This window comes from Vibrio sp. 10N.222.54.E6, assembly GCF_041473955.1.
Classification (GTDB): Bacteria; Pseudomonadota; Gammaproteobacteria; order Enterobacterales; family Vibrionaceae; genus Vibrio; species Vibrio tasmaniensis_A.
Genome location: NZ_JBFRTD010000017.1, coordinates 106698 through 127610 on the forward strand (window position 1 = coordinate 106698; position 20913 = coordinate 127610).

Below are 20913 nucleotides of genomic sequence, written 5' to 3' on the forward strand. Positions count from 1 at the left end.
TTGGTGAGGGTGAGGGTGAGGGTGAGGGTGAGGGTGGTATTCCTGAGCTATTTATAATGACTGACTGTGATTGGCATGACTCAGCCTGAACTTATTACCATATAAAAAAACCGCCTTCTCAGAAGAGAAGGCGGTTTTAATTACGTTATCTTTTTTTAAGCCGAAGATTTTGATACTTAGGCTTTAACGTATAGGTTGTCGGTACGTTTAGCTTATCTAAGATTAGATCTTAAACATCTTTATCGTTTGATGCAGTTCGTCCGAAACATTATTAACATTTTGCGCTGTTTGAACATTTTGCTGGACGTCATCGACAGTCGCTCGCGCCAAATCATTTACATTCACTACATTTTCGTTGATTTCAACGGCTACTTGCGATTGTTCTTCCGCTGCCGCTGCAATCTGGTTGTTCATGTCTTGAATTGTCCCAATCTCATGCTGAATAGTATTCAGCATTTGACTCGCTTGATCTGACTTTTCACGAGTTACTTTAGCTGTTTCCGCATTTTCAACCATAAGCTCAACAGATTGTTTTGCTTGAGTTTGAAGTGATGAAATCATGGTTTGTATTTCGTTTGTGCTTTCTTGTGTCTTGTTAGCGAGGTTACGCACCTCGTCAGCCACGACGGCGAAGCCGCGACCTTGCTCACCCGCTCGAGCTGCTTCAATTGCTGCGTTTAATGCCAGCAAGTTTGTTTGCTCAGCAATACCTCGGATAACATCAAGTATGCTACCTACATTTTGAGTTTCTTTTTCAACACCCAAAATCGAATCTTGAACCTGCTCAATATTCGTTACAAGTAAGCTGATTTGCTGGTTCATGTCACCCACAGTCTCAAGACCTGACTGAGATGAAAGGCTTGCCTCATTGGATGATGATGATGCCTGCATCGCATTTTGAGCCACTTCCGCAACAGTCGCGGTCATCTGATTCATCGCGGTTGCAACTTGCTCTAGCTGCATCATTTGCTCTTCTGATGAGGTACTTAACTGATTTGACGAGGTCTCAAGAGATGAAGATTGTGATGAGAGAGAGTTTGAAGACTGCTCAATATTGCCAATAATACCTTGGAGGTTACCTGCCATTTCAAGAGTTGAACGGTAGATCCCCGTTTCATCGCCATTTAATTTAGGGATGTTGGTCAGGTCTCCTGCCGAGATTCGACTAACAAGAGCCTCTATGTATTGTGGCTCCCCGCCAATAGGACGATACATTAATCGGGTAACTAATAAGAATGTTATTCCGGTTGCCATAACCGCGAAAATTAGACCAACTACAGTATTTATTTTCACCATCGCATTTGAAGGCGCTTCAATGTCGTCCCAACTTGCCCAAGCCCAAATATTCCAACCTAATGACTCAATTTGAGACGAAACGACATAAAAATCGCCTTTATCTGGAACATTGTAAGAGTGCTCACTGGTCATCTTACTACCGTGTTCACGGTATGATGGTCGAAGATCGTAGATATTTTTACCAATAAAATCTTCATAGCTAGCGGCAACAAGGAAACCATCTTGGCGAGAGACAAATAAGTTTGGCTCTTCAGATAGCTCGTTTATATAGTCTGTAATATCACTCATTTTAAGACTAAGGCCAATCACTGCTTTCGTTTCGCCTCTGGCTTTAAAAGGAATAACAACCGACATGGTTAAATGCCCTGTTGTTGCTAGGTAAGGGTTAGTTACTGATCGTTTTGCACCTGAAAACCCAAGGTTGAACCATTCGCGTTGTTTTTGCTTAGCATTAAAGTTGGGAATGATACCTTGATTTTTAACGTCGTAAGTTTTGCCATCAGGAAGACCGATGTAAATATTAAGAACACCAAGAGATTCTTTACTGTTCGTCATCATTTTCAACAGCATCGGGTTGATCATGATGTTACCGGATCTATCAGTATGGATACTGGTTGAAATGCTTTCCAAAGCGCCGAAATACGCTTCCATTTTCCCTTCGACAGCTTTGGCTACAAGAAACGATTTCGTAGACAAGTTATGACGGTAGTCATCCGTGGTGGCAGACTTAAATTCGAAATATCCTATCGTAGATATAACTAAAATCGTTAAACAGATTAGGCCGCTAATTGTTAGCATAATCTTATTTTTGACGGTCATCAGAGCATTTCCTTAACAGTTGTTGCTTATTTTATTGACTAAATTATCCGTATGCTAACATAGGGTTACAATTTATTTGTTGGTCGTTTTGTAAGGGAACGTCGTTACAAACAAGCAGTGTGAATACTTATGCGTGGGATTTACAGTGAATAGGGTATCTACACAAATTTGATGGGTTTTAATTGATTTTGATGGTGCGTATTTTTCTACTTCCTAGGCGGAATTAGCACAAATAAGTACCTTTTAATCTATTTTTGGTGTGAATGTGTTGCTGAAGTAAGCGTATAGAAAGGATTGGGATGCAAGGGGAGATAACCCCAAACACCCCAAATTTTGGCCTAAAATTTAAGTGACAAAATTTTGACTAGTTGTGACCGAACTGTTTTGCAGCGTAAGCAACACGCTCCGCAGGTTTTGGATATTCAGCAGGCGTGCCAAGGTTTTCAATATGATGCAGTCTAGGAAGTAGCCCCGCGCCGTTCGCTATTTGGATAGCTAAACCAGGTCGAGCATTAAGTTCTAGTACCATAGGGCCTTCTTCTTGGTCTAATACCATGTCAGTACCCATATAGCCTAAGCCCGTCATTTCCCAAGCACTTGATGCTAGAGTTAACAGCTTTTCCCAGTGAGGAACTTGTAATAACGCGAGTTCTTTACCCGTATCTGGATGGTGTGTAACAGGCTGATCGAACTGAACCGCTCGAACCGCTTTACCTGTCGCAATGTCTATACCCACACCAACAGCACCTTGGTGCAAGTTAGCCTTACCATCTGAATCTGAAGTGGACAGACGCATCATCGCCATCACAGGGTAGCCTTTGAATACGATGATTCGTACGTCTGGCACACCTTCGTAGCTGAAGCCTTCAAAACACTCATCAAACTTGATGAGGTTTTCAACTACGGCCACATCGTTCTTGCCACCCAGCGAGAAAAGGCCCGCGAGCGCGTTACTGATATGGCGCTCTACATCTTCTTCATTGATAGTAGAACCCGATGGTTTGGTGTAAACCCCATCTTTATGAGAGATCACAACAAGGATGCCTTTACCACCACTGCCTTGAGCGGGCTTGATTACAAAGCCCGGCCACTCTTTAACCATCTTGTGGATTGTTTTTACTTCAGCTTGGTGGCTAATAACGCCAATAAGCTTTGGCACGGTGGCGCCAGCCTGTTCAGCAATGATTTTAGTCTTAAGCTTGTCATCAACGAGTGGGTACTTGGAACGATCATTGTAGCGGCCAATATAACTATGGTTACGCTTGTTCATTCCCATTATGCCTTTGTCTTTCAACTTAAACGGTGAAGTAAATTGATCAAACATAACTTAGTCCTCCGCTAGCGGTTTAAAGCGACGAAGCTCGGTTAGACGGTAGCCTGTGTAGTTACCTAGTAACAAGATGGTCGCTAGAATAACAAGCTGTAAACCAATAAAGTTAAACGTTAAGTGCTGAATGAACGGGTTAGTCATACCTAAGTAAACAAGCACCGCGGTAAATAGAGAGCCACCACCTTGAAGTACAACTTCTTTCGCGCCTTCTTCTTCCCAAAGGATAGACATACGTTCGATAGTCCAAGACAAGATAATCATTGGGAAGAACGTAATTGATAGGCCTTCTGTAAGTCCGATTTTAAATGCGACTACAGTAAATATCGAAATAATCATAATTACTGTAATAATTACAGCGGATATTCTGGCCACGAGCAATAGGTTGAGTTTGGATAAGTAACTTCGAATTACAAGACCGGTACCTACAATCAGTAGGAAGCCAACAATACCGGTAACCAACTGTGTTTGAACGAATGCCACGGCAATCAGAACGGGCATGAACGTACCAGAAGTCTTAAGACCTATGATGACACGTAGGAACACAACAATCAGAGCACCGATAGGAATCAGCATGATGGTTTTAAACATCGCTTGCTCTTCTAGCGGCAGACTATGAATGGAAAGGTTTAACAGTTGATCCGCTGATACTTTACTGTTGGTTGCTTCAGTTGGAGTAACTTCCTGAGCAATCATAGAGAAGTGAACTTTACTGTTCTGACCGCCAACCACGTCTAATAGAGATACATTTGATTCATCCCAAATTAGCAGGTTTGGTTGAACTTGCTGCTCGCTAGATTCAGGAGAGAATAGAACCCACTGGTTATTATCCCAAATTTGGTTCATGTGTTGGATTGATTGGCGACGACGTCCGTCTTCCAGTTCAATAACACCGACGACTTTGTTGTGGATTTTAGCGGCAGAAAGTAGCTTGTGTGTCGCTTCCACTTTGGTCATGTTATTCAGAATCAGCGCTGAGTTTTGGCTGTCTGGATCGTTAAGCGTTTTGATTAACTCACGAGTAAAGGTGATGTTGTCTGCTGAGCGCTTGGTTGCTCTGTCAATCAAAGCAAGGGCCGCGGCTTCTTCAGGACCATCAAAGCTTGGTTGAGCCACATCACCTTCTGGAGGTGTTGAGGTAACGTTCGCTTGGCTATCGACTAAGAACTGTGTCTTGTAGTAGATAGTCTGCGGACCATCTGCGTGACGAATTGACCACTCAGCACGGCGACCTGAATCTGTATTCAAGTACGAAATGCCATAGCCTGGTGATGAAGCTGACTCGCCGATAAGTGTAAAGTTAGACTGTGTGTGAGGTGCGGCTAGTGAAACTTTTGCTTCTTTGCCCACTGCATTGAATTCGATACGAGCTTCAATGTCCCAAACTTGATTAGTTTCGCCTGGAGTCCAGGGTACACCGTAGGTTGTATGTCTGAACATACTCAGAGTTATACCTGCCACGATGAGCAGGAATATAGAAATATAAAATGGAATTCTTGACGTCATAGCTTACCCTACTATTGTTATTTAACTTCCGTTTGTACGTACTTTTTACTTACATCTACTAGCGCTATGTCTTTGATAAATTCGCGCCCTAGTAATACAGGGTGACTCATTTGAGAGCGATCCGCCAATGTAAATTGCGCTTTTTCATGGATTTTTCCGACTTTTACCCATAATTCGATCACAGCTCGACGTTCTGTTTGATCATTCGTCGATTGACGGATTTTCACATAACGTACAACGGGCGCTTCGATCCATTTTTGGTCTTCTTTTGCTTGTGCTTTATCTGCCAAATGGAACTTAACCCAATCTTTACCGTTACGTTCGAATTCTTTGATGTCGACGGCATTTAAAGAAGAGGTGGTTGCGCCAGTATCAACACGAGCATCGAAGCTTTGTTTGATAGAGTCGATCGATACTTTTTCAATACCGCCTAGAATAGTCGGCTGTGATGTAGGAGCGGTAGGTGCAGCTGCAACGGCAACAGGCTCGGCTTCTTTTAGCTCTTCAATGACCCTGTGTTCCATACTGGTCAGGTGAACATCTAATTGACTAGAAAGAGTGGTAATTTCGTCTTCCAAGCTTTCAATATAATCACTTTGATTACTTAGCTGCAGTTCAAGATTTTGAACCTTGTTTGCGATGTTTGTCTCTGAGCGGGAAATAGCGTCGAGAGTTTCTTGATGGTAGGTAGCACCGCTCGTGAGGGTGCAACCAGAGAGCAAACCAACCGCCACGATAGGCGATAATCGCTTAAACATATAAAAACCTTTGGAAATTAGAGAATAGTTCAGACTATTTAGAAGTTTATCCCACAAAAAAGGATGCGTGAAGCATCCTATTGTAAGAGTCTGGTCATATTGAATCGCAATGTGAGCGCTACGAAAATTATTGTCACTTAAGGGCGCTCACTTATTAAACATGAGCGCAACTTTTGTACAATTAGTTCTCTTTTTTATCAAAATTCCCACATATAAATAACGGTGGCTGTATGACGACAGAGCTTATGGTTTTGTGTAACAGAGCTTAAGGTTTTGTCGCTACTAGAATCGCACGCCTTGGTGCAGGGTGACCTTCTACGGTTTTACTTGGATCATTAGGATCTAAGTAATCCGGTAAAGAGTTGTGTGTCATCCACTCTGTTGTGCGTTGTTCGCCAATCGTTGTGACATTTTCATCAACGATACGCACGTCTTCAAAGCCTACCTGTTCAAGCCAGCGTTTCAGTGCGCGTGCAGATGGGAAGAAGTACACGTTTCTCATTTGCGCGTAGCGATCCACAGGCACAAGAACAGTGTTTTCGTCACCTTCAATCACTAACGTTTCAAGTACCAGTTCGCCACCAGATACCAATTGGTCTTTTAGTTGAATCAAATGATCAAGTGGTGAACGGCGGTGGTAAAGCACGCCCATGCTGAATACAGTGTCGTAAGCTTCCAATTTTGGCAGTTGCTCAATACCTAGAGGTAATAGGTGAGCACGTTGGTCGTCGCCCATCAATTTACGAATGGCTTCAAACTGAACCAAGAATAAGTGAGAAGGGTCGATACCCACCGTCAAGCGAGCGCCTTCACCTAGCATGCGCCACATGTGGTAGCCGTTGCCACAACCTACATCGAGAACCGAACGGTTTTTCAATGGAGAGATATGTGGAAGCACACGATCCCATTTCCAGTCACTGCGCCATTCTGTATCGATATGAATGTCGTGAACTGTGTAAGGGCCTTTTCTCCAAGGGTGGAAAGTCTTCAGTAAGCTTTCTAACTTTTTAAGTTCACCCGTGTGGAACGGTGTAGAGCTGCCAATCGTCACTGAGTTTTTCAGATCAACTTGGTCAGGCACACCTTGCGGGATTTTATTCAGTGCACGCAACCAACGGTCGAAGTCGCCGTGTTCTGCATTTTGCCAATCCGTCAGCTGTTGAGGAAGAACATTAAGCCACGGCTGAAGGCGAGTGTCTTGGGCAATGAGTTGATAAAAATTGGCAAAATTAAACATAGTTTTTCACTGAGTTAATAGGGTCAATAAACCCTAAAATAGAAATTAAATTTGTCATTCCCTACAGTGAGGGACGAACATGATAGGGAGTCTCGGTTTATCGTACTTGATAGAGACCCCCAACACGCTCCTTCCTCGCTCTTGAGGATGACATTTTAGTACGAGCTGACTGGGTATGTGCGCTATTTAATCGCGAACATTGAACCGAAGTTGAAGCATTGGAACCACACTTCGCTACTTGAGAAGCCAATCTTTTCAAAACGTTGCTTGTGAACTGTAATCGAGTCAGGACGCATCACGTTTTCAATTGCGCTGCGTTTCTGGCTGACTTCAAGCTCGCTGTATCCGTTTGCACGCTTGAAGTCATGGTGCAGGTCGATAAGCAGTTCATTTGAACTTTCGTCTTCGAATACGTACTTTTCAGAAAGGATTAAGATTCCGCCCGGGCGTAAGCCTGCATGAATTTTTTCAAGCAGAGCGTATCGGTCGTCAGGAGACAGAAATTGCAGTGTAAAGTTAAGCACCACAACAGAGGCGTCTTTGATTTCCACTTCACGGATGTCGGCTTCAATCACTTCTACCGGTGTGTCACTGCGGTAGGCGTTTACATGCAGCTTACAGCGTTCAACCATGGCTTCTGAATTATCGATAGCGAAAATCGTGCAGCCTTCTTGCTGAATGTGACGACGCATAGAAAGTGTCGCAGCACCAAGCGAGCAGCCAAGATCGTAAATATTTGAATGTGGCTTTACAAAGCGTTCAGCCAGCATGCCGATTGCAGAGATGATATTGCTATAACCAGGCACCGAGCGTTGAATCATATCCGGAAATACTTCAGCAACCCTTGCATCAAAGGTGAAGTCTCCAATTTTATCAATAGGAGCGGAAAAGATATTGTCTGTGTTGCTCATGGCATTTTCTCTCGACAGTCAGCGTAATTGGCACAAAATTCATACCAAATAAAAGGGGACGTATTTTACGTAAAAAAAGCGCGGCTGTCACGAAAACTGAGATTGATGAAAGTGAACGCTTGTTAGTAGTTGTTTACTATCAAAACATCGAGATTTGATGGTCGCCTTTTTGAGCAGGAAACTCCGCCAAATTAGGCAAGGTTATCTTTGTGTGTTCAGCAACTTGCGTCTGTAATTGCTTATAGATAGCAATCGCCAACTCAGGGGCGTGATTATTGTCTGGGGTGTGGATCATTAAATAAGGTTGTTTTCCTTCATTTAACCAAGTCGGTAATTTCGCGAACCAAGGTTTAAAGAAAGCCAGATTGGGTTCCTGATCTGGATGACCAATAAAGCGAACCATCGGATTGTTTGCCGTCGCAATGGCATGAACCGGAACACGTGGTTTCTTTTGATGCGCGTCGATCACCGCTTCTGTGGTTGGTGGTGCGGAGAAAACAGGACGGCTATCCATAATGATGCGATTGATCCCTTCTTCTATCAACCAATGATTGAAACGTTTTTCGGCATCGCCTTTATCAAAGAAACCAAGGTGACGAACTTCAACGCCGAGCTGCATGTCTTTTGGAAACAAGGTACAAAATTTTTGCAGGGCAGGAAGCATGCTGGGTTCGAAGCTATGGGGCAATTGAATCGTCCACTGACCAATGCGCCTATGTAGGGGCGACATGGTGAGCAGAAATTCTTTGAGCTCGGCTTGGCAATGTTTTAAGTGCTGCTGGTGGGTGATGAACTTAGGCAGCTTAAAAGTAAACTTGAAATCATCGTGACTCGCGGCTTTCCAGTTATTGACCGTTGAGACACTGGGTGTCGCATAGAAAGTCGTGTTGCCTTCAACGGTATGAAAAACTTGGGAGTATTTTTCTAAGCGCTCAGCGGGTTTTGTTCCTTTACCATAGAACTGACTTTGCCACTCAGAGTGAGACCACATTGTTAACCCAAGTCTTAGAGGTAAAGTTTCTGTTGTTATTACACGAGCATCCATCTATTACACCGTTATTTATCACGCCATCAGTCATTACAAAAAATTTTTGGGTTGAAATTAGGGCGTGTTGATCTTTCGAGCTGGTTTTTGCAGCGAGTTGCTGGGTATTTATACAAGGCAGAGGCTTTGATATGTAGCTAGCCTACATGAGAAGCCTATAACGTAGTAGAAATGACCAGCAAACGCTGCCCGAAGGGTTCGGCTAAAAGCGTTTTACTCTTTGTTGAGGGAGATTTGCTTAGAATGACTAGGCTACTTCCCCCTCGCCGCGATTAAAACGCTTTTATCTCGAACAAAATTTAACCACGAAAGGTCAACGCGCCCTAAAATCTACTTTACGAGAGTTTTGCTGATTAAGGTACTTTCGAGATATAATTATCGCAATTTTTTCGGTTTTGATGAATCTTTGCGCACTTGATGGGCTAAAAAGCAGCAAAGCCAGATAAAACACAATAAATTCGAATGTGGAAGGTCGATTTTAAGCGAGTTTCCGCGTATAAATGTTCCTTTGCTCTGTTGTGTGGAATGACCACTGACAGCTTGGAAATTAGTAAATAATTAAGAGATTGGGAAATTCATTATGCGTACCCATTACTGTGGTAACCTGAACAAGTCCCTGGCGGGACAAACTGTAGAATTGTGCGGCTGGGTAAACCGTCGCCGTGATTTAGGCGGTCTTATCTTTATCGATATGCGAGATCGTGAAGGCGTCGTTCAGGTTGTTGTCGATCCAGATATGAAAGATATCTTCCTGATCGCTAACCAACTGCGTAATGAATTCTGTATCAAGTTTACTGGTGAAGTACGCGTTCGTCCGGACAGCCAAGTAAATAAAGATATGGCGACGGGTGAAGTTGAGCTTTACGCAACTGGCCTTGAGATCATCAACCGTTCAGAAGCGCTTCCACTAGACTTCAACCAAACGAACTCTGAAGAGCAGCGTCTTAAGTACCGTTACATCGATCTTCGTCGCCCAGAAATGAGCGACCGTATCAAGCTTCGTGCACGTGCTTCTAGCTTCGTTCGTCGTTTCTTAGACGAGAACCTATTCCTAGACATCGAAACGCCAGTACTAACGAAAGCGACACCTGAAGGCGCTCGTGACTACCTGGTACCAAGCCGTGTTCACAAAGGTAGCTTCTACGCACTTCCTCAATCTCCTCAGCTGTTCAAGCAACTGCTGATGATGTCTGGTTTTGACCGTTACTACCAAATCGTTAAATGTTTCCGTGATGAAGATTTACGTGCTGACCGTCAGCCTGAATTTACTCAAATCGATATCGAAACATCTTTCATGACTTCTCAAGAAGTGCGTAACGTGACTGAGAAGCTTGTTCACGATATGTGGAAAGAACTTCTAGATGTTGAACTAGGTCAATTCCCAGTAATGCCTTTCTCTGAAGCGATTCGTCGTTTCGGTTCTGATAAGCCAGATCTACGTAACCCACTAGAGCTAGTGGACGTTGCTGATTTGGTTAAAGACGTTGAGTTCAAAGTATTCTCTGGCCCAGCTAACGACGAAAAAGGTCGTGTAGCGGTTATCCGTGTTCCAGGTGGTGCTAAGCTAACTCGTAAGCAAATTGACGGTTACGCTGAACACGTAAACATCTACGGCGCGAAAGGCCTAGCTTGGATGAAGGTTAACGACCGTGCTGCAGGCATGGAAGGTATTCAATCTCCAGTGGCTAAATTCCTAAGCGAAGACGTAATCAACGGTATTCTAGATCGCACTCAAGCTGAATCTGGCGATATCATTCTGTTTGGCGCAGACAAAGCGGGCATCGTTGCTGAAGCAATGGGCGCACTTCGTCTTAAACTAGGTACTGATCTAGAGCTAACAGACACATCTGCATGGGCTCCACTGTGGGTTGTTGACTTCCCAATGTTCGAAGAAGACGGCGAAGGTAACCTACACGCAATGCACCACCCATTCACATCGCCACTAGGTGTGAACGCGGAAGAGCTAAAAGCGAACCCAGCAGCAGCAAACTCTGATGCATACGACATGGTAATCAACGGCTACGAAGTAGGCGGTGGTTCGGTACGTATTCATAGCGCAGAAATGCAAACGGCTGTATTCGGTATCCTAGGTATTGAAGCTAAAGAGCAACAAGAGAAGTTCGGCTTCCTACTTGAAGCACTTAAGTACGGTACGCCACCACACGCAGGTCTAGCATTCGGTCTTGACCGTCTAGCAATGCTACTTTGTGGTACAGAGAATATCCGTGATGTTATCGCATTCCCGAAAACAACAGCAGCAGCATGTCTACTAACAGATGCGCCAAGCCTAGCAAACCCAGCATCACTGGAAGAGCTAGCAATCGCTGTTAAATTGGCAGAGAAGAAAGAGCAAGCGTAAGCCTGTTATCTTTCTCGTTGATGAAGAGATCCTAGTTGATAGAGAGCTCTTAATTAATTAGTCAAGATTTGTGAGTAAATTAGAAAATGCCCGTTAATTTGACGGGCATTTTTTTTTGCGTTCGATATACTAAGCTGAAAAGCATGTATAAATAATCAGTATTGAAGTTATGTCTATTATCTTAGGGATTGACCCTGGCTCTCGCATTACCGGCTATGGCGTGATTCGTCAAAATGGTCGCCATCTATATTACTTAGGTAGTGGTTGTATTCGTACTTCCGAAAAAGAACTGCCAGGTCGACTAAAACAGATTTACGCTGGCGTGAGCGAAATCATCACTCAGTTCCAACCGGATGTGTTTGCGATCGAGCAGGTTTTCATGTCGAAGAACGCTGACTCTGCACTTAAGCTTGGACAAGCTCGTGGTAGTGCGATTGTAGCCGCGGTGAATGCGGATTTACCTGTTCATGAATATGCAGCTCGTTTGATCAAACAAGCGGTGACGGGTAATGGTGGTGCTGATAAGTCGATGGTCCAGAACATGGTGATGAGCATGCTCAAACTACCTGCCAAACCACAAGCCGATGCAGCCGATGCTCTAGGCGTAGCGATCACTCACGCTAACACCAATAAAACCTTGGTCGCACTTGCAGGAAAAGCAACGGGAGCAAGAAAAGGGCGTTACCGTTAAATCTCATTCTATTGTTAGTTCCTAATTCTGCCTTTTAAACTTATTCTATTGATGAGCCTCACGCCCTGTTTGGCTCATATCAAAACAATACGCCTCTAAATCCTTGATGAAATGAGATCTTTCGAACATAACCCAGATAATAACATTGCGTATCATTTAACATGTTATTAACATTGGTCGGAGGTCTTACAAGTTAATCAAGGATGATCACTGATGAACCCAATCAAGCTGTGGTGCGCGCTGTTTCTACCTAAAAACAATGGGTGGAGTAACAACGAAGTCAGACAAGCCGATATCTTATTACTCTTCACTTTTATCGCATTCTTCGTGGGTGTCTATAGCTTAATCAAGTGGACTAAGCACGAAGAGCAACTTCTGATCGCCACATCTGTATTTCTTATCGTATTCGAACTGATCTCTGCACTGCTACTTCGTGTGACGAGTAAGCCGAGCCTTGCACTTAACTTTGGTTTTGTCGGCATGGCGGTACACGCGTTGAACATCATTTATCAAAGTGGTGGGGTTGTGGCTTCCACTCAAGCTTATTGGGTGCCTTTGTTAGTGGTCGCTTTTTTCTTGTCAGGAACACGAATTGTGGCTTTGGTGTGGAGTGGACTGGTTATCGGCGTTTCATTAGTGATGACCTCAGCACATCTCAATGGATTTGCATTTCCTCTACTTGAGCTAACCCCCGATGCGGTAGTGGTAGAAACTTGGTCTGGTGTGATTATGCCGCTGGTGGTGATCTGCATTGCCCAAGCCTTTACCGCTAAGCAAAAAGAGGTGGCGATTGAAATGGCAGAGGATGCGATTTCAGAAAGCCAACACGTTGCCAACCAAGCGACGCAAAGTGAAGGTCGGCTCTCTATCGTGCTCGACCAAGCCAATTCGAATTCAGAGAGCCTACAAGGTGTTTCGGTTCATTTAGATCAGCAGTCACAAGACTTGCATGCTCAAGTCGAAGTGTTGAATGTCAATTGTGAATCTCAAGCGAGTGCAGCAGAACAGATGAGCCAACAACTCCATCAAATGACTCAAGGCATCGAAGAATCCAATTTATTTGTGGGTGAACTAAAAGAGCGCAGCGAAGCGGTTGGCACAAAAGCGCAAAAGAGCTCAGAGTCGCTAGAAGCGTCAACCAGTGCAATCAGTCAGATCATTCAAAGTAATCAAGAGATAATGAAAGTCGCTGATTTGATCACTTCGGTTGCTGAGCAAACCAATCTATTAGCACTCAACGCGGCAATCGAAGCGGCTCGTGCTGGTGAGCAAGGACGAGGGTTTGCTGTCGTCGCTGATCAAGTGCGAGAATTATCGGCGAAAAGCAGTCATTCCGCGATAGAGATTCGAACTTTGTTAGATCGCAGTAAAGAAGAAGTTGAACACGGCAGAGCAATCATTGAAACCACGGCCAATGAAATGAACGGGATTATCTCCGAGGTGCAAACCATCTCGACCGACGTTAACCAACTGACTAATATTATGGCGATGCAGATGAACTCATTGAAAGAGCTCGATCTCGCCAGTTCAGAAGTTGCCCAAAGTGTGGCGGAAACTAAATCGGTGTCAGGCTTAGTCGCTAATTATGGTTCTGAACTAACAGGTCATGTGACTTCGGTTAAAGAACTGGTCGCGAGCTTGAACTGCGTGGTCTCGCAAGCCAAGCAAGTCTAAATAATTCACTTCAAAAAACACAAAGAACTGGATAAGTATCCAGTTCTTTTATATTCTGTCCTCCAAATTAAATTCCATCAAGAGAGTGAATTGTGATCGGACGTCTCCGCGGTACATTAATAGAAAAACAGCCACCAGAATTATTGATTGAAGTCAGTGGTGTTGGTTATGAAGTTCAAATGCCAATGAGTTGTTTTTATGAGTTACCAAACGTAGGCGAAGAAGCAATTATCTACACTCATTTTGTGGTACGTGAAGATGCTCAGCTACTTTATGGTTTTAACACGGTTAAAGAGCGTGCCTTGTTCCGTGAAGTGATTAAAGCGAATGGTGTCGGTCCTAAACTTGGTCTTGGGATTCTTTCAGGCATGACCGCTAGCCAATTCGTTCAAAGTGTTGAACGAGAAGATATCTCAACGCTGGTTAAACTGCCGGGTGTTGGTAAGAAAACCGCAGAACGTCTGGTCGTTGAAATGAAAGACCGCCTGAAAGGGTGGGGCGCAGGTGACCTGTTTACTCCAGCGACGGATGCAGCTCCTATTGACTCTATGCCAACGGTGCACGACGCGGAAGAAGAAGCGGTAAGTGCGCTACTTGCATTAGGCTACAAGCCGACTCAAGCTTCTAAGGTGGTTTCTCAAGTAGCTAAAGATGGCATGACCAGCGAACAGTTGATTCGCGAAGCTCTGAAATCGATGGTTTAATACCTCATATACTCGTTCTACAAAACAGATTCATTCACTTTGCCTTTACACAGGGTCAAGAAGCGCATCGTCAAGAAGCGCATAGTTAGGAATATCAGAATTTATGATTGAAGCCGATCGCCTTATTGCACCGGACAACCCAGTATTCAAAGATGAAGATGTCATTGATCGTGCAATACGCCCTAAAGCACTGGCTGACTATCAAGGTCAGGATCACGTCCGTGGTCAGATGGAAATTTTCATCAAAGCAGCACAAATGCGTAATGAGGCGCTCGATCATCTGTTGATATTTGGTCCTCCAGGCTTGGGCAAAACCACATTGGCAAACATTGTTGCTAATGAAATGGATGTGAACATTCGTACCACTTCAGGACCTGTATTGGAAAAAGCAGGTGACTTGGCGGCATTGCTGACCAACCTTGAAGAAAATGATGTTCTATTCATTGATGAGATCCACCGCCTTAGTCCTGTGGTTGAAGAGGTTCTGTATCCGGCAATGGAAGATTACCAATTAGATATCATGATTGGTGAAGGCCCAGCGGCACGTTCTATCAAGATCGACCTTCCTCCTTTCACTTTGATTGGCGCAACCACTCGTGCTGGTTCACTGACATCGCCGTTGCGTGACCGTTTCGGTATTACTCAGCGTCTTGAGTACTATAAAGTTGAAGATTTACAAAGCATCGTTCAACGAAGTGCTGATTGTCTTGGTCTTTCTATGGAATCGCAAGGGGCGTTAGAAGTTGCTCGTCGAGCTCGTGGTACGCCACGTATTGCTAACCGTTTACTGCGCCGTGTTCGTGACTATGCGGAAGTGAAAGGCGATGGACATATTTGCCCAGAGGTTGCTGATAAAGCGCTAAACATGTTGGATGTCGATGCTAAAGGTTTCGACTACATGGATAGGAAGCTTTTGCTTGCGATTATGGAGAAGTTTGGTGGTGGGCCGGTTGGTATAGACAACATGGCTGCGGCGATTGGTGAAGAAAGAGATACCATTGAAGATGTGTTAGAACCTTACTTGATTCAACAAGGTTATCTACAAAGAACGCCAAGAGGTCGAATCGCGACCGACAGAGCGTATTTACACTTCGGCATCGATAAACCATCTAATCGTTAATTTATTCATTTTTAAAGATCCCAGTTGCATAAGCGCTGGGATTTTTTGCTTTCTATTGAATAACAACTCTTTGAGCGAGTCGATAAAAAAAGCTGAATAGCTCCCTCAAAAATGAAAACTTTGATTTCATGTTTGAATTGAGTAACAAAAAGTGAAATAAGCTGTTATGGTTTTTGTTAATACTTTATGGGTAGTTGTAATTCATATGTTGATGCAGTGCTGAGCTTTTGTCACAGATATCATATGCTGCTATTAATAGAGACATAATTGGTGTGATTTTAATCATAACTGTTCAAAAATAACTCTAATTTGCTTGAATAAAATTGATACAAATCAACGCAAGGTTCTCCTATAAACCTTTTGAAACATACTGATTTTACCAGTAATATTAGCGTCAGCTATATTAGCTCACGCTTAACAATAATCTAACTATAACGGTACGTTTTTACTACAAATTTCAATTTGTAATAACAATCTCACGAATTGTTTTAACACGGATTTTTGCGGTGAATAATCACACAAGTGTCATTCAGCCGACACAAAGGAGTTACCATGATTGATGTTGTTGATCTGTCGCGATTGCAATTTGCATTTACAGCGATGTATCACTTCCTATTTGTTCCACTGACTTTAGGTATGGCATTTCTACTTGCCATTATGGAGTCAGTTTATGTAATGACTGGCAAGCAAATTTACAAGGACATGACTAAGTTCTGGGGTAAATTGTTTGGTATTAACTTTGCTCTTGGTGTAGCGACAGGCTTAACCATGGAGTTCCAGTTCGGTACTAACTGGTCATACTATTCTCACTATGTTGGTGACATCTTTGGTGCTCCGCTGGCTATCGAAGCGCTTGTTGCATTCTTCCTAGAGTCTACTTTTGTTGGTCTTTTCTTCTTCGGTTGGGACAGATTGTCAAAGCGTCAACACTTAGCGGTAACGTGGTTAGTAGCACTTGGTTCTAACTTCTCTGCGCTTTGGATCTTGGTAGCTAACGGCTGGATGCAAAACCCAGTGGGTGCAGAATTTAACTTTGAAACTATGCGTATGGAAATGGTGAGCTTCGCTGAAGTTGTACTAAACCCAGTAGCACAGGTTAAATTCGTACACACAGTAGCGTCTGGTTACACAACGGGTGCAATGTTCATCCTTGGTATCAGCTCATACTACATTCTTAAAGGTCGTGACCTTGCCTTTGCTCGTCGCTCTTTTGCGATTGCAGCATCTTTCGGTATGGCGGCAATCTTGTCAGTAATCGTGCTAGGTGATGAATCTGGTTACGAGCTTGGTGAAGTTCAAAAAGTGAAGCTAGCAGCTATTGAAGCTGAATGGCACACTGAAGAAGCACCGGCCGCGTTCACTGTGTTTGGTGTTCCAAACCAAGAAACCATGCACACAGACTACGCAATTAAGATCCCTTACGTTATGGGTATTATTGCAACACGTTCTTTTGATACAGAAGTAACAGGACTACGTGACTTGCGCGACGATCACGTTGATCGTATTCGTACCGGTATGTATGCGTATGAGTTGCTTGAAAAGCTACGTGGTGGTGACCGTTCAGAAGAGAACAAAGCGGCATTTGACGAAGTAAAAGGTGACCTAGGTTACGGACTGCTTCTTAAGCGCTATACAGACGACGTTGTTGATGCAACAGAAGACCAAATCCAAATGGCTGCGGATGATTCTATCCCAACAGTTTGGCCTCTATTCTGGTCGTTCCGTCTGATGGTTGCTTGTGGCTTCATCATGCTGTTTGTATTCGGTGCGGCGTTTGTTCAAACGTGTCGTCAGAAGATCGAACAGAAACCATGGGTACTTAAAGCGGCGCTATTCTCAATTCCACTACCTTGGATTGCGATTGAAGCAGGTTGGTTTGTTGCTGAATTTGGTCGTCAACCATGGGCGGTGGGTGAAATCTTGCCGGTTAACGTTGCTGCATCAGCACTGACTATTGAACAGCTTTGGACTTCTCTATTTGCAATTCTTGCACTGTACACAGTGTTCTTGATTGCTGAAGTTTACCTAATGCTGAAATTCGCACGTAAAGGTCCAAGTAGCTTAAAGACAGGCCGTTACCACTTTGAACAAAACGATAACTCTGTTGAAGACAAAGTTAGCCGTTCAGTCGAAGTATAAGTGAGGGAATATTATGTTTGATTACGAAAGCTTACGACTTATTTGGTGGGTATTGATCGGTGTTCTACTGGTTGGTTTCGCCGTAACTGACGGCTTTGACATGGGGGTTGCTGCTCTTTCACCGGTTATCGGTAAGAGCGACACTGAACGTCGTATTATGCTGAATACTATTGCCCCTCACTGGGATGGCAACCAAGTATGGCTAATTACGGCGGGTGGTGCATTGTTCGCTGCATGGCCATTGGTTTACGCAACGTCGTTTTCTGGTTTCTACTTTGCAATGTACGTGACGCTAGCAGCACTTTGGCTACGTCCACTTGCTCTTGATTACCGTTCAAAGATTGAAGAGCCAAAATGGCGTAAGGCATGGGACTACGCACTTTGCTTTAGTGGCACAGTTCCGCCAATCATCTTTGGTGTAGCATTTGGTAACTTACTGCAAGGTGTTCCATTCGAACTGAACTACCTGATGATGTCTAAGTATCATGGTACGTTCTTCGCTCTGCTAAACCCGTTTGCATTGCTATGTGGCGTGTTGGCTCTGATGTTGTTCGTGATGCAAGGTGCAACATGGCTTCAAATGAAGACAACAGAAGAACTGCACAGCCGCGCACGTAACGTTGCTCAGATCACTGGCCTAATTGCTATTGCTCTGTTCGTTATCGGTGGTTTCTGGGTTCAATCTATCGAAGGCTATGTAATTACAAGCACGATAGACACGTTTGCTGATTCAAACCCACTAAATAAAGAAGTATCACTTCAAGTTGGTGCTTGGATGACAAACTTCGAAACGTATCCAGCAATGTGGGCTGCGCCGATTCTTGGTGTAGTAATGCCACTACTTGCTGTGATTGCATCTCGCTTTGAGCGTGGTGGTTTCGCATTCTTGTTCTCAAGCCTATCTAACGCTGGTGTTATTCTAACGGCTGGTTTTGCAATGTTCCCATTCGTAATGCCATCAAGCCTGAACCCTAACCATAGTTTGACTATGTGGGATTCAACAGCAAGTGAGCTAACGCTTGGTCTTATGACTGGAGTTGCGGCGGTAATGGTTCCTGTGATTCTTGGCTACACAACGTGGACATACTACAAAATGTTCGGTCGTCTAGATAAGAAACACATCGAAGATAACGACGTTTCAGCTTACTAAGCTAGAAGTTAAATAACTTAGGAGAAATTTTATGTGGTATTTCGCATGGATTTTGGGTGTACTTCTAGCATGTGCATTCGGCATCATCAATGCTCTATGGTTAGAGCATTCAGAAATGATGGATAAAGACAGTGAGTAATCTCGCAGAGCAAATCGCTAAACTGCATCAACCAATGGATAAGACTCTGTTAAGAGCTTTATCTCTAGTATTGGGGTTCATGCATGTAGGTTTAGTGATGTGGGAACCTGAAGCGTATGCGACAAGCATCGGTGGCTTTAACGCGATCATCGGGCCAATGTTCATTTGGGCAGCATGTTCAAGCATGGTTTACGGTATCGGATTTAAGCCGAGAGCTTGGATGTGGCAACTACTGTTCAGCCCATACGTTTCACTCACAATTTTGCTCTACCTAACGGTGCTGCGCCTTTTATAAAAGGCAAAGGATTTAGGTTCATAACGACGTGAACCTTTATACTTGTTGGGTTTTTAGCCAAAAAGAGGTCATCTTATACAGATGGCCTTTTTTTTCGTCTCTTAAATCAAAAAATTCACAGCGATATACTATTAATGATAAGGAGTTAGGTTATAGTGAGATCTTTATCGTTTTGAATTGTGGTATCAAATTGCGGGGATTATCTAAGCCATTTACGTGGCCAGTGACAGTGTATTACGAAGACACCGATGCAGGTGGTGTTGTATACCATTCAAACTATCTTAAGTTTTTCGAACGCGCTCGAACTGAGATGTTGCGCTCAATTGGCGTCTCTCAGCAAGTCTTGTTAGAACAAAATATCGGTTTTGTAGTCCGACATATGGACATCGATTTTATTCAAGGTGCGCGCCTTGATGATTCTTTACAAGTCATTACAAATATTTACGAGTTGAAGCGAGCTACCTTGGTCTTCTGTCAAGAGATCGTAAATCCTGATGGCAAAGCATTGTGTAAAGCAATGGTTAAGGTAGCATGTATCGACAATCAAAAAATGAAACCCAAAGCAATGCCAACATTTATTCTCACGGAGCTAACGAATAGTGACTGCTGAAATCTCAATCTTAGGCCTAATTTTAGAAGCTAGCTTACTAGTTAAGATGGTCATGCTAATTCTCATGGGCATGTCTGTTGTTTCTTGGGCGATGATCATCAAACGAAGCAAAGTATTATCTCAAGCTACTAAACAAACTGACGTGTTTGAAGATAAGTTCTGGTCTGGTGTTGATCTCGCTAAATTGTATCAAGAGAGTAATAAGCGCAAAGACGAACTCTCTGGTACTGAAGAGATTTTCTACGCCGGCTTCACAGAGTTTGCTCGCCTTCGAAAATCAAATGCAGCGTCTCCAGACTTCATCATGGAAGGCACTGGTCGTGCAATGCGTGTTGCGGTTGCTCGCGAAGTTGATGAACTGGAAACGAACTTACCTTTTTTGGCGACCGTCGGTTCTATCAGCCCATACATTGGCCTATTTGGTACGGTTTGGGGCATCATGCACTCATTCATCGCATTAGGTGAAGTGAAGCAAGCGACATTAGCAATGGTTGCTCCTGGTATTGCAGAAGCACTGATCGCGACAGCAATGGGCCTATTCGCGGCGATTCCAGCTGTGATGGCGTATAACCGTTTTAGCAGCCGAGTTGGTAAGCTAGAGCATAACTACGCGACTTTCTCTGAAGAGTTCCATAGCATTCTTCACCGTCAAGCGATGGCTGGCAGGGAATAATAGATGGCCGGATACCAACCTAAAAAACGCAAAATGACAGCTGAGATTAATGTTGTACCTTACATCGACGTTATGCTTGTTTTACTGATCATTTTTATGGTGACTTCACCGTTTGTTACTCAAGGCGTAGATGTTGAATTGCCTCAAGCTTCAACTGCCAAATCTGCACAAGATCTATTGGGTGACGACAACGCGAGTTTCATTATCGTTGAAGTGAACAAAGATGGTGAGCTTGGTTTGAGCGTTAATAACGAAGAGGTTCAGCGAGGCTTGTCTCTGGAAGATATTATCGTCCGAGTGAAGGCGGAACTGTCTCTGAACCCAAATTCTCCAGTGGCGGTTGGCGGTGATGCTGCAACGCCTTACGCTGAAGTGGTTATCTTACTTGATGAATTAAGCCGTGCAGGTGTGCCAAAGGTTGGCCTTTTAACGGATATAAGGGAATAGCTCCGTAGCATTC

The 20913-nt window shown here is 43.8% G+C and carries 19 protein-coding genes; 12 read left to right on the top strand and 7 right to left on the bottom strand.

Going from position 1 to position 20913, the window contains the following annotated elements:
• Positions 1–222 precede the first annotated feature (222 nt).
• The 7 genes from AB4513_RS11035 to AB4513_RS11065 all read right to left on the bottom strand — a co-directional run bounded on the left by AB4513_RS11035 (position 223) and on the right by AB4513_RS11065 (position 8899).
• Positions 223–2115, bottom strand: coding sequence for a methyl-accepting chemotaxis protein (locus tag AB4513_RS11035; protein ID WP_009846361.1), 1893 nt, complete (start codon positions 2113–2115; stop codon positions 223–225).
• Positions 2116–2479: 364 nt separating this feature from the next.
• The gene (locus AB4513_RS11040) at positions 2480–3439 is read right to left on the bottom strand and encodes an alpha-L-glutamate ligase-like protein (RefSeq protein WP_012603623.1); all 960 of its coding nucleotides are present in this window, start codon (positions 3437–3439) and stop codon (positions 2480–2482) included.
• A gap of 3 nt (positions 3440–3442) precedes the next feature.
• Positions 3443–4948 (bottom strand): inactive transglutaminase family protein, encoded by a 1506-nt coding sequence (locus tag AB4513_RS11045; RefSeq protein ID WP_009846363.1) that lies wholly within the window; start codon positions 4946–4948, stop codon positions 3443–3445.
• 17 nt (positions 4949–4965) lie between these two features.
• A complete protein-coding gene (locus AB4513_RS11050; RefSeq protein ID WP_009846364.1) occupies positions 4966–5706 on the bottom strand; it encodes an ATP-dependent zinc protease in 741 nt (246 codons plus the stop codon).
• A 265-nt stretch (positions 5707–5971) separates the two neighbouring features.
• A complete protein-coding gene (cmoB, locus tag AB4513_RS11055) occupies positions 5972–6943 on the bottom strand; it encodes a tRNA 5-methoxyuridine(34)/uridine 5-oxyacetic acid(34) synthase CmoB (protein ID WP_102257364.1) in 972 nt (323 codons plus the stop codon).
• Between the two features lie 182 nt (positions 6944–7125).
• The gene (gene cmoA, locus AB4513_RS11060; RefSeq protein ID WP_009846366.1) at positions 7126–7854 is read right to left on the bottom strand and encodes a carboxy-S-adenosyl-L-methionine synthase CmoA; all 729 of its coding nucleotides are present in this window, start codon (positions 7852–7854) and stop codon (positions 7126–7128) included.
• 139 nt (positions 7855–7993) lie between these two features.
• Entirely contained in the window at positions 7994–8899 is a 906-nt protein-coding gene (locus AB4513_RS11065; RefSeq protein WP_102257363.1) for a DUF72 domain-containing protein, read from the bottom strand.
• Positions 8900–9479: 580 nt separating this feature from the next.
• Between AB4513_RS11065 and aspS the strand changes: the two genes are divergently transcribed.
• From aspS to tolR, 12 genes are all read left to right on the top strand, one after another.
• Complete coding sequence (gene aspS, locus AB4513_RS11070) at positions 9480–11258, top strand: aspartate--tRNA ligase (protein WP_102257362.1); 1779 nt, start codon at positions 9480–9482, stop codon at positions 11256–11258.
• Between the two features lie 169 nt (positions 11259–11427).
• Positions 11428–11949, top strand: a complete 522-nt coding sequence (gene ruvC, locus AB4513_RS11075; protein ID WP_009846369.1) for a crossover junction endodeoxyribonuclease RuvC — start codon at positions 11428–11430, stop codon at positions 11947–11949.
• Between the two features lie 213 nt (positions 11950–12162).
• Positions 12163–13623, top strand: coding sequence for a methyl-accepting chemotaxis protein (locus tag AB4513_RS11080; protein ID WP_102257361.1), 1461 nt, complete (start codon positions 12163–12165; stop codon positions 13621–13623).
• 92 nt (positions 13624–13715) lie between these two features.
• A complete protein-coding gene (gene ruvA, locus AB4513_RS11085) occupies positions 13716–14327 on the top strand; it encodes a Holliday junction branch migration protein RuvA (RefSeq protein ID WP_017062079.1) in 612 nt (203 codons plus the stop codon).
• 103 nt (positions 14328–14430) lie between these two features.
• A complete protein-coding gene (gene ruvB, locus AB4513_RS11090; RefSeq protein ID WP_102257360.1) occupies positions 14431–15447 on the top strand; it encodes a Holliday junction branch migration DNA helicase RuvB in 1017 nt (338 codons plus the stop codon).
• A gap of 552 nt (positions 15448–15999) precedes the next feature.
• Positions 16000–17586 (top strand): cytochrome ubiquinol oxidase subunit I, encoded by a 1587-nt coding sequence (cydA, locus tag AB4513_RS11095; RefSeq protein ID WP_009846373.1) that lies wholly within the window; start codon positions 16000–16002, stop codon positions 17584–17586.
• A gap of 13 nt (positions 17587–17599) precedes the next feature.
• Positions 17600–18736, top strand: a complete 1137-nt coding sequence (cydB, locus tag AB4513_RS11100) for a cytochrome d ubiquinol oxidase subunit II (RefSeq protein ID WP_009846374.1) — start codon at positions 17600–17602, stop codon at positions 18734–18736.
• 31 nt (positions 18737–18767) lie between these two features.
• Positions 18768–18875 (top strand): cytochrome bd-I oxidase subunit CydX, encoded by a 108-nt coding sequence (gene cydX, locus AB4513_RS11105; protein WP_000270284.1) that lies wholly within the window; start codon positions 18768–18770, stop codon positions 18873–18875.
• Positions 18868–19170: a cyd operon protein YbgE gene (gene ybgE / locus AB4513_RS11110; RefSeq protein WP_009846375.1), complete on the top strand. Its 303-nt coding sequence runs from the start codon at positions 18868–18870 to the stop codon at positions 19168–19170. The genes cydX and ybgE overlap by 8 nt, the downstream gene beginning before the upstream one ends.
• 172 nt (positions 19171–19342) lie before the next feature.
• Entirely contained in the window at positions 19343–19780 is a 438-nt protein-coding gene (gene ybgC, locus AB4513_RS11115) for a tol-pal system-associated acyl-CoA thioesterase (protein WP_102257376.1), read from the top strand.
• Positions 19770–20453 (top strand): protein TolQ, encoded by a 684-nt coding sequence (gene tolQ / locus AB4513_RS11120; protein ID WP_009846377.1) that lies wholly within the window; start codon positions 19770–19772, stop codon positions 20451–20453. The genes ybgC and tolQ overlap by 11 nt, the downstream gene beginning before the upstream one ends.
• A 3-nt stretch (positions 20454–20456) precedes the next feature.
• Entirely contained in the window at positions 20457–20900 is a 444-nt protein-coding gene (tolR, locus tag AB4513_RS11125; RefSeq protein WP_009846378.1) for a protein TolR, read from the top strand.
• Positions 20901–20913: the final 13 nt, after the last annotated feature.

Bases quoted from the DNA above. Each gene is read 5' to 3' on its own strand.
- ruvB (WP_102257360.1), top strand. From the start codon at position 14,431: ATGATTGAAGCCGATCGCCTTATTGCACCGGACAACCCAGTATTCAAA.
- AB4513_RS11065 (WP_102257363.1), bottom strand. From the start codon at position 8,899: ATGGATGCTCGTGTAATAACAACAGAAACTTTACCTCTAAGACTTGGG.
- cydX (WP_000270284.1), top strand. From the start codon at position 18,768: ATGTGGTATTTCGCATGGATTTTGGGTGTACTTCTAGCATGTGCATTC.
- AB4513_RS11035 (WP_009846361.1), bottom strand. From the start codon at position 2,115: ATGACCGTCAAAAATAAGATTATGCTAACAATTAGCGGCCTAATCTGT.
- cmoB (WP_102257364.1), bottom strand. From the start codon at position 6,943: ATGTTTAATTTTGCCAATTTTTATCAACTCATTGCCCAAGACACTCGC.
- tolR (WP_009846378.1), top strand. From the start codon at position 20,457: ATGGCCGGATACCAACCTAAAAAACGCAAAATGACAGCTGAGATTAAT.
- AB4513_RS11050 (WP_009846364.1), bottom strand. From the start codon at position 5,706: ATGTTTAAGCGATTATCGCCTATCGTGGCGGTTGGTTTGCTCTCTGGT.
- AB4513_RS11040 (WP_012603623.1), bottom strand. From the start codon at position 3,439: ATGTTTGATCAATTTACTTCACCGTTTAAGTTGAAAGACAAAGGCATA.
- AB4513_RS11045 (WP_009846363.1), bottom strand. From the start codon at position 4,948: ATGACGTCAAGAATTCCATTTTATATTTCTATATTCCTGCTCATCGTG.
- cydA (WP_009846373.1), top strand. From the start codon at position 16,000: ATGATTGATGTTGTTGATCTGTCGCGATTGCAATTTGCATTTACAGCG.
- aspS (WP_102257362.1), top strand. From the start codon at position 9,480: ATGCGTACCCATTACTGTGGTAACCTGAACAAGTCCCTGGCGGGACAA.
- cydB (WP_009846374.1), top strand. From the start codon at position 17,600: ATGTTTGATTACGAAAGCTTACGACTTATTTGGTGGGTATTGATCGGT.
- ruvC (WP_009846369.1), top strand. From the start codon at position 11,428: ATGTCTATTATCTTAGGGATTGACCCTGGCTCTCGCATTACCGGCTAT.
- AB4513_RS11080 (WP_102257361.1), top strand. From the start codon at position 12,163: ATGAACCCAATCAAGCTGTGGTGCGCGCTGTTTCTACCTAAAAACAAT.
- cmoA (WP_009846366.1), bottom strand. From the start codon at position 7,854: ATGAGCAACACAGACAATATCTTTTCCGCTCCTATTGATAAAATTGGA.